This is a genomic window from Microcoleus sp. B4-C2, assembly GCF_036705265.1.
Lineage (GTDB): Bacteria > Cyanobacteriota > Cyanobacteriia > Cyanobacteriales > Microcoleaceae > Microcoleus.
The window spans coordinates 71,666-79,956 of the sequence record NZ_JAUBUB010000007.1; the positions used below are offsets into that span (position 1 = coordinate 71,666).

General features: G+C 43.8%; 8 protein-coding genes. 3 read left to right on the forward strand and 5 right to left on the reverse strand.

Annotated features, from left to right (window positions below; genetic code table 11):
* Nucleotides 1–9: 9 nt before the first annotated feature.
* Entirely contained in the window at nt 10–819 is an 810-nt protein-coding gene (locus QUB20_RS04560) for an SAM-dependent chlorinase/fluorinase (protein ID WP_333244056.1), read from the forward strand.
* 102 nt (nt 820–921) lie between these two features.
* On the opposite strand, the gene QUB20_RS04565 is transcribed toward QUB20_RS04560, so the two are convergent.
* Nucleotides 922–1,926 (reverse strand): site-specific DNA-methyltransferase, encoded by a 1,005-nt coding sequence (locus QUB20_RS04565; RefSeq protein WP_333244059.1) that lies wholly within the window; start codon nt 1,924–1,926, stop codon nt 922–924.
* 171 nt (nt 1,927–2,097) lie between these two features.
* Between QUB20_RS04565 and QUB20_RS04570 the strand changes: the two genes are divergently transcribed.
* Complete coding sequence (locus tag QUB20_RS04570) at nt 2,098–2,901, forward strand: helix-turn-helix domain-containing protein (RefSeq protein ID WP_333244062.1); 804 nt, start codon at nt 2,098–2,100, stop codon at nt 2,899–2,901.
* An 82-nt stretch (nt 2,902–2,983) separates the two neighbouring features.
* On the opposite strand, the gene leuS is transcribed toward QUB20_RS04570, so the two are convergent.
* The 3 genes from leuS to aat all read right to left on the reverse strand — a co-directional run bounded on the left by leuS (nt 2,984) and on the right by aat (nt 7,185).
* Nucleotides 2,984–5,539 carry a leucine--tRNA ligase gene (gene leuS, locus QUB20_RS04575; RefSeq protein WP_333244065.1) on the reverse strand — a complete coding sequence of 852 codons (2,556 nt, stop codon included), beginning with the start codon at nt 5,537–5,539 and terminating at the stop codon, nt 2,984–2,986.
* A gap of 250 nt (nt 5,540–5,789) precedes the next feature.
* Nucleotides 5,790–6,491 (reverse strand): Uma2 family endonuclease, encoded by a 702-nt coding sequence (locus QUB20_RS04580; protein WP_333244068.1) that lies wholly within the window; start codon nt 6,489–6,491, stop codon nt 5,790–5,792.
* A 97-nt stretch (nt 6,492–6,588) separates the two neighbouring features.
* Nucleotides 6,589–7,185, reverse strand: coding sequence for a leucyl/phenylalanyl-tRNA--protein transferase (aat, locus tag QUB20_RS04585; protein ID WP_445242611.1), 597 nt, complete (start codon nt 7,183–7,185; stop codon nt 6,589–6,591).
* A 46-nt stretch (nt 7,186–7,231) separates the two neighbouring features.
* Between aat and QUB20_RS04590 the strand changes: the two genes are divergently transcribed.
* On the forward strand, nt 7,232–7,561 hold the full coding sequence (locus QUB20_RS04590) for a hypothetical protein (protein WP_190740107.1): 330 nt from the start codon (nt 7,232–7,234) through the stop codon (nt 7,559–7,561).
* A gap of 199 nt (nt 7,562–7,760) precedes the next feature.
* Here the strand turns inward: QUB20_RS04590 and rpsN are convergent, their stop codons facing one another.
* Nucleotides 7,761–8,063 carry a 30S ribosomal protein S14 gene (gene rpsN / locus QUB20_RS04595; RefSeq protein ID WP_006633844.1) on the reverse strand — a complete coding sequence of 101 codons (303 nt, stop codon included), beginning with the start codon at nt 8,061–8,063 and terminating at the stop codon, nt 7,761–7,763.
* Nucleotides 8,064–8,291: the final 228 nt, after the last annotated feature.

Genomic DNA, 8,291 nt, shown 5'->3' on the forward strand with positions numbered 1-8,291 from the left:
TTTTGATATATGTCTAAAAATAGAATTATAACTCTGCTGACGGATTTTGGATTAAGCGATGTTTATGTGGGAGTGATGAAAGGTGCGATCGCCCAAATTAACCCGCAGTTAAAAGTCATTGACATTACGCACCAAATACCCTCTCAAAATATTGCGGCGGCGAGGTTTTGTTTGATGACTGCTTTTGCTTATTTTCCGCCGGAAACGGTACACGTTGCTGTCGTCGATCCGGGGGTGGGAAGCAAGAGGCGCGGGGTTGCGATTAAATGTGCTAATTGCTTTCTTGTCGGGCCGGATAACGGGTTGTTTAGCGGGGTGTTGAGTCGGGAAAGTGCGATCGCCTGTGTCGAACTCACCAACCCCAAATACTGGCGCACATCTCAACCCAGCAGCACTTTTCACGGTCGCGATATTTTCGCAGCAGCGGGCGCTCACTTGGCGAACGGGGTGGCTTTGGAAGAGTTGGGGGAGGATCTCGACCCTGCAAGTTTAGTGCAGTTAGAGATACCAAATTGTGCCGTTACAGCCACAGGTTTAGAAGGCAGCATCCAATATGTCGATCGCTTCGGCAATCTAATTACTAATATCCCCAATAATTGCATTATAGGTAACAATTGGTCATTGACAATTAGCAATAGTTCTGATGCAATTCGCATCCCCAGCGGTAAAACCTACAGCGACAGCAAGCCTGGGGATTTAATTGCCATAAGTGGTTCTGACGGTTGGGTAGAAATTGCCGTTAATGGCGGCAGCGCTCAATCTGTATTAAAATTGGAATGCGGAGCGATCGTGCAATTGCTTTTTGAAACTAACAATTAAAATTATCTCTTTCAGTCCCTCTCTGCTGGAGAATTGTTCGTGTAGAAGCGATTTCAATAGACTGTTTCATATCTGAAATAAAAGTTTGACTGTTTAGCGCAATTAAAAACAATAATTATTAACTTCAAAAAGTAGCCTATTTTGAGGTAAAATCAATCCTGATGCTTCCTCAGTTAACAATTGGTTGTATATTGTATCCGCTTGCCAAAAAGATTCTTGAGGCAAAAATCTAAATATTGATGCAGCAACATATTGTTTTTCTTTTTCAAAGCTTATCCAGTTTCTTGATAATTGTTCTGCTGCATAACCCGTAGTATTAGAACCCGAAAAAATATCTACTACCAAGTCTCCCGGTTCAGTAAGAAAATTTATAAAAAATGACGGTAATTTTTGGGGAAAACGTGCTGGATGCGCCTTAACATTAAACTCTTTGCACCAACGCAAGTATTGAGAATTACTTTCCGAATTAGAAATCTCTAGCAAATTAGATGGAATAGCACCTCCATTATCTTTGGCAAATCGATCGCTAATATTGTGACCGGAAGGACGTTCTTTGGGCGTGTAAAATTCATCAGCATTTTTCAAAAGTTTTTTCATTCTCTCAGAATACTCTACTTTGACTTTAGTAATATTCGCTTGAGGTTGATTCGTTTTGGAAAGCCACCAAACAGTATTCACAGAATCTTTTGCCCGGATTTTCTTTTTATTCACCCACTCTATAGGAGATGGAAGTTTTGAAGGATTAAACCAGAAAAACTCTTGAGCAAGTTTAAATTCATATTCGTCACATAATCTAATAAGTACGCGGTAATTATACAGCGACCGTACAGGTATTCCTTTCTGATAAGCACCTCCAAGGTCTATAACAAAACTTCCAGTATCCTTAAGAACTCTTTTAATTTCTGGAGCAAAACCCAGCAGCCAATCAACATATAAATCTTGATCTTGATTTCCATAACTCTTTTGGCGTTGCAATGCAAAAGGAGGGGATGTAATCACCAAATCTACAGAATTGCTAGCAAGACTATTCAGGAGATGAAGAGAATCTCCCAAATAAGATTGACCGTATTGGGTGGTGTAAATTGGGGCGGGCAAAATGTTACTCATGTTTAATTGAGATTAGTTTAAGGTACAAGAGACACAGCCTACTGTCATTCTATCAAAATCCGTACTCTCAGTTATAGCAAATCCGTACTTTCAGTGCGTTGTTTTGTGTATAAATTCTTCGTACCATTCAAAAAGCGAACTTTCAGTTCGTTTTTATCAATGGTGAGGGGTATGAATTACAAAGAAGCCAGACAACAATTTGCGGCCAAGGTAAGTCAGTTACGCAGAGAAAAAAGGATGACACAGGACGAGTTAGCAGAACTCATAGACAAGACTACTGACTATATCAGCTTATTGGAACGCGGTGAAAGATCGCCATCCTTTGAAGTTATTTTCGCTCTAGCTGAAGCGCTCGATGTACCCGCTACTTATTTAATCAGTTTTAGCCAAAGCGGCGAGAGTACAGCTCTCATTAACACCCTAATAGCTGAACCAGTTTCTCCGTCAGTTGTAGAGCCTGTTGAAGAGGCTGTTACCACGGAAGCAGAACGCATTTCAGATGCTAAACGGCTAGAAAATGCTATGAAAAGCATCCAAGAATTGCAAAATCTGGCTAGTGAATATGGTATTGCCGATATTTTTCAAGATAACGGGGGAAAGACTTTACAGTTATTAATCCTTTTAGGGCTGCGGATATCACCTGGACGTGAAGGAAACGATGCTATTGATGCTGAAGGAAAAGAATACGAACTTAAAACAATAAATATTGCTCTCAATAGAAGCGGTGGGGTCACTACTCACCATCATTTGAATGAAATTATACTTGACAAATATCGCAGAGTAGAAGCTTGGTATATTGGACTGTATGAAGGCATAACTCTCAAAGAGATTTATAAACTTACACCTGAAATGCTGGAACCTAAATTTAAAGAATGGGAAGAAAAGGTGAGGCTAAGAAACGAGCCACTAAACAATCCTAAAATTCCCTTAAAGTTAGTAAAAAAAGGGCAACTTGTCTACTCTTACAGTAAATAATAGTTGCCCGATAGTGTTTAAAGGGGCTTAGGTTGTGTTTGTGTAGAAACGATACGTTGCCTACAGGTAGCGACTTTTACACTCAAGCTACCACGAAATTAACCAACTTTCCAGGCACCACAATTACCTTTTTAATCTCCTTACCTTCCAGGTGACGCTTGGCCAATTCCGACTCGCGAGCAAACTTTTCCAAAGCAGCTTTATCCGCACCAGAAGGCACTTGAATTGTGCCGCGAGTCTTGCCCATAACTTGAATTACCAGCGTAATTTCATCGGTAACTAATGCAGATGGATCGACAGTCGGCCAAGTTTGCGTATGCACCGATTCACTGTTACCAGTATTGTGCCACAATTCATCAGCAATATGCGGCGCAAAAGGCGCTAACAAGCGAATCAAAGTGTTAATTCCTTCTGCATAAATTGGCGAATCTTTACATTTAGCATCATTCAAAGCATTGCTGAGTTTCATCATTTCCGAAACAGCAGTATTGAACTGATAATCGCCCTCCAAATCGTCGCTCACTTCCTTAATTGCAGTGTGAATCGCCCGCCGCAAATCCTTCTCAGGTTTACTTAAAACCTCTTTCTCCCCCCCTTCGCAAGGGGGGGCTGGGGGGGGTGAACCAAACTCTGTAACCACGCGCCAAACGCGATTTAAAAAGCGAAATTGCCCTTCCACATCAGCGTCGTCCCACTCCAAATCCTTCTCTGGCGGCGCTTTGAATAAAATAAACATCCGCGCCGTATCTACCCCATATTTGCCCATAACTTGCAAGGGGTCAACGCCATTGTATTTTGATTTGGACATCTTCTCGTAGAAGACTTCCAAAGCTTCGCCAGTTTGAGGATCTTTGGGATTGGCGGGGTCTATATCTGCTGGGGGAACGTATTTGCCAGTAACAGGATTTTTATAGGCCATTGCTTGCACCATGCCCTGAGTTAACAGGCGTTTAAATGGTTCGTCACAATTGATCAAACCCCGATCGCGCAAAACCTTGGTAAAGAACCGCGAATACAGCAAGTGCAAGATTGCGTGTTCGATGCCGCCGACATATTGGTCTACGGGCATCCAATCATTTGTCTTCGCCGTATCGAAGATTTGCTCTTGATTTTGAGCATCGGGATAGCGCAAGAAATACCACGAAGAATCGATAAAAGTATCCATCGTATCTGTTTCTCGCTTCGCCGGAGTGCCGCAACTCGGACAAGGAACGTTTACCCATTCTTCCATCTTTGCCAAGGGCGAACCTTTGCCAGTAAATTGTACATTTTCCGGCAACAATACTGGCAAATCCGATGCGGGTACGGGGACTGTTCCGCAGGTGGGACAGTGAATTACGGGAATTGGAGCGCCCCAATAACGCTGTCTAGAAATTAACCAATCTCTCAATCGGTATTGGATGCGGGCTTTGCCATAACCGGAATTTTCGGCATGGTGAATAATCGCTGCTTTGCCTTTAATTGAATCCATGCCGTTGAAGCTTTCGGAATTAATCATAATTCCTGGTTCGGTGTAAGCTTCGGTCAAGGGCAGCTCATCATCATCCACAATTACTACTTTAATTGGCAGTTGATATTGATTGGCAAATTTGAAATCTCGCGTGTCGTGGGCTGGTACTCCCATGACTGCGCCGGTGCCGTATTCGTACAGCACATAATCGGCTATCCAAATGGGAATTTCTTCGCCGTTGAAAGGATTGATTGCTTTGCCGCCTGTGGGGATGCCGCGCTTTGGTTTGTCTTCGGCTGTGCGATCGATCTCGCTTTGGGCGGCGACTTCTTTGATGAAGGTTTCTACGGCCGCTTTTCTGTCTGCGGTTGTCACGCGCTGAGTTAGTGGATGTTCCGGCGCTAAAACAACGTAACTGACGCCGTAAACTGTATCGGGACGTGTGGTGAAAACGGCGATTTTTTCATCCATGCCGACAATCGGAAATTCTAAGTAAGCGCCGACTGATTTGCCGATCCAGTTGGCTTGCATTAATTTGACTCTTTCTGGCCAATCTGGCAATTTGTCTAAGTCGTTTAATAACTGTTCGGCGTAATCGGTAATTTTGAGGAACCACTGCCGCAATAATTTGCGCTCGACTTTGGCACCGGAACGCCAGGAACGACCTTCGTTATCTACTTGTTCGTTTGCTAAGACTGTTTGATCTATGGGGTCCCAATTAACTGCCGCTTCTTTTTGATATGCTAATCCTGCTTCTAAAAATTGTAAGAAAATCCATTGAGTCCACCGATAATAATCGGGAGAACAAGTTGTAACTTCTTTTGTCCAATCAAAGGAGATGCCGAGACGGCGAAATAAGCCTTTCATTTGGGCAATATTTTCATACGTCCATTTTGCCGGGGGAATTCCGCGCTCGATGGCGGCATTTTCTGCGGGCAAACCAAAAGCGTCCCACCCCATCGGATTCAATACCCGATAACCTTGCATTCGCTTGAGTCTGGCAATTACATCGATGATTGTGTAATTGCGGACGTGGCCCATGTGCAGGTTTCCCGACGGGTAGGGGAACATGGATAAGGCATAAAATTTAGGCTTTTGGGTATCTTCTGGCATCTGGTCTAAGTTTTGCTCAGCCCATGTCTGCTGCCATTTTTCTTCTATGGATTGGGGGTTATATCTGGAATCCACAACAATTGCTCCGTGCAGGGTTTAGTAATGTTTGCTTCAGTATTTTTACACATTCAAGGGGCTTCGATTCTGATTTTTCTGAGCGCCAAGGATTTTGGCTCGAATATCTGTATTATATATTGTAGTATAGGTAATTTGAGCTGGGGGGCGATCGACCAAATATCCCCGTTCGCCCTGAAAAAAGTAAATAACTGCTATCCCCAGAAACCCGATTTCTTTGACAAACCGGGTTTATTCTCCTAGTTCGAGCTTAGATGCTATCAGGATCGATGTTCAATTCGCGCAGTTTGGTGGCTAAACGTTCGGCTTTTTGAGCTTCTTGTTCGGCACGCTGCGAGGCTTCTTCTGCACGCTGCGAGGCTTCTTCGGCGCGCCGTCGCTCTAATAGCCGCTCTGCATTTATTTCGGAATAGGAAAGAAACTTTTCTCCATCAGGGCGATAGATTTCTAACCCTTCTTCTGGCAACTCAAACCGCACTCCCAGTCTGGGACTTATCCATCCCTCCATCGGTTCAATTGGTTCTAAGATTCCTTCAATTCTTTGCCAACCTTCTAACTGATTTCTTTCTGGATCGTAAAGGTAATACTCCTCGACTCCATAACGATAGTAAAATGAAAGTTTCTTGTTCATTTTTGTGTTACTATCGTTGTGGGAGCGAATTTCAAAGACGACTTGGGGAGCAATATTATCTTCGCGAGATTGTATGTAGGAACGTCGCTCACCTTTTGGTCTACCAAATATCACCATCGTATCCGGCGCTTGAGAAATATCTGGTCTACCTTCAACCGGATACCAAAGTAAATCGGCGGCTACAAACACGTTCGGGTCATCTTCAAACAGCGATTCGCAACCTTCTTTGATTGTGACAATTAATTTGTATTGAATTGTGCTATCTGCCATCGGTTGACCGTCGCTGGATGGATAAATAATTTCTTCGGTTGTGACTTGCATTGTGGTTGTCTCCGAGAAGTATCTGAGCTGAATTATACTATTGTTTGAAGCAGCTACTGGGGTCGGAAACGGCACTGCATTTTCCCGCATGACATATTCAAAATAGCGTGCAGCGGCGCTTCAAAGCTGCTTGCAAAAGAGTGTTGTACAGTTTTTCCTTAACAGTATAAGCTCCGAATCTTTCCAAGTGCGGGTTGTTCATTTGAGCGTCGAAAAGTAGATAAGATCGATCGCGCAATCTCTCCACCAACTTCACCATCGCCACCTTAGAACCCTCGGGAATTCGGTAAAACATCGACTCCCCAATAAACGCACCGCCGATCGACAATCCGAGAATACCGCCCGCCAATTCGTCCCCGCACCAAGTCTCGAAGCTGTAAGCCCAACCGGCCTCATACAAACCCCAGTAAATCTTCTTGAGCTCCTTAGAAATCCAAGTCGTTTCGCGATCGGCACAACCCTCAACCACCGCCCCAAAATCGCGGTTCACAGCCACCGAAAATCGATTTTGATTGATTTGGCGACGCAGGGATTTCGGATAGGTAAATCTTTCATCCAGGGGAATCAGCGCCCGCTGTCGGCTGGAATACCACCCCAAACTTTCCTCGCCGTCATTTGCCATCAAGAAATAGCCTTGCGCGTATCCTTGTATAATTGTCGGTATATCATATTGCATATATTTATCAGTTGTCATTTCTCAGTTAACTTTTCAAAGTCAACATTAGCAATTAGGAATAATTATGTCTGAAACCATTGAACCTATTACCTTACCGCCCGCCAAAAACCCCGAACAAGAAGGCCAATGGCTCCAACAAACGCTGCTGGCATGGCTAGACTCCGAGTTTATCCCAGAAGCAGCCAACCAGCAAATAGCTAAAAGAGCTGCCCAAATCTATGTCCGCCAGCGCATGGAAGGCGAAAATGACGTGGGCAGCCTCGTAATTGCGATCGTCACCGAAATGCAGGCCTATGATTTTTCTAAAAGCTTCTACGGCGAATTTGCGATCGCCAATGCCGTCAGCGACTTGTTACTCGAAAGTCTCGGCATCGATAAATGCTGTGGCCAGTGAAGCAAGAAGGAGGAAAATTTAACTCATAAGTCTGAAACAAGAATCAACCCCAAACATAATCTTGCCGATTATTTATAAGTTTTTTTCCTTCTTCCTTCTTCCTTTTTCTTTAGAATAAATCTCCAGAAACACGACAATTTCAGAAAAACATCATCCGTATATCCGTGTCATCATCCGTGTCGTGCCTTCTTTCTTCGTGCTACCAGCTAGACTTCACAACACCGGGCAAAAGACCTTCGTGAGCCATTTCTCGCATCATGTTGCGAGACAGTCCGAAGTCACGATAGTAACCTCTGGGCCGTCCAGTTGCCCAGCAGCGGTTCCGCAAGCGAGTCCGCGAACTGCTGCGGGGTAGCTGTTGTAGTTGGCGGTGAATCGCCATTTTGTCCATCTGATTGTTAGCTTGGTCAAACTGGTCTTTCAGGTCTTCCCGCTTGTCGGCGTACTTGTCTACGAGTCTCTGGCGCTTTTTCTCGCGCTCGACCATGCTCTTCTTAGCCATAATCTGTTGATATCCTTAGATTAATCACAATCTACTATTTTACTATATTTTGGTGATTTCGGATCGCTTTTATTTGAATTATTTCTTTTGTCAACAAGATTTTTAGCAACAGGCAAGATGCCTGTTCCACAATAACTCTACATTTTTAGCAACAGGCAAGATGCCTGTTCCACAATAACTCTACATTTTTAGCAACAGGCAAGATGCCTGTTCCACAATAACTCTACA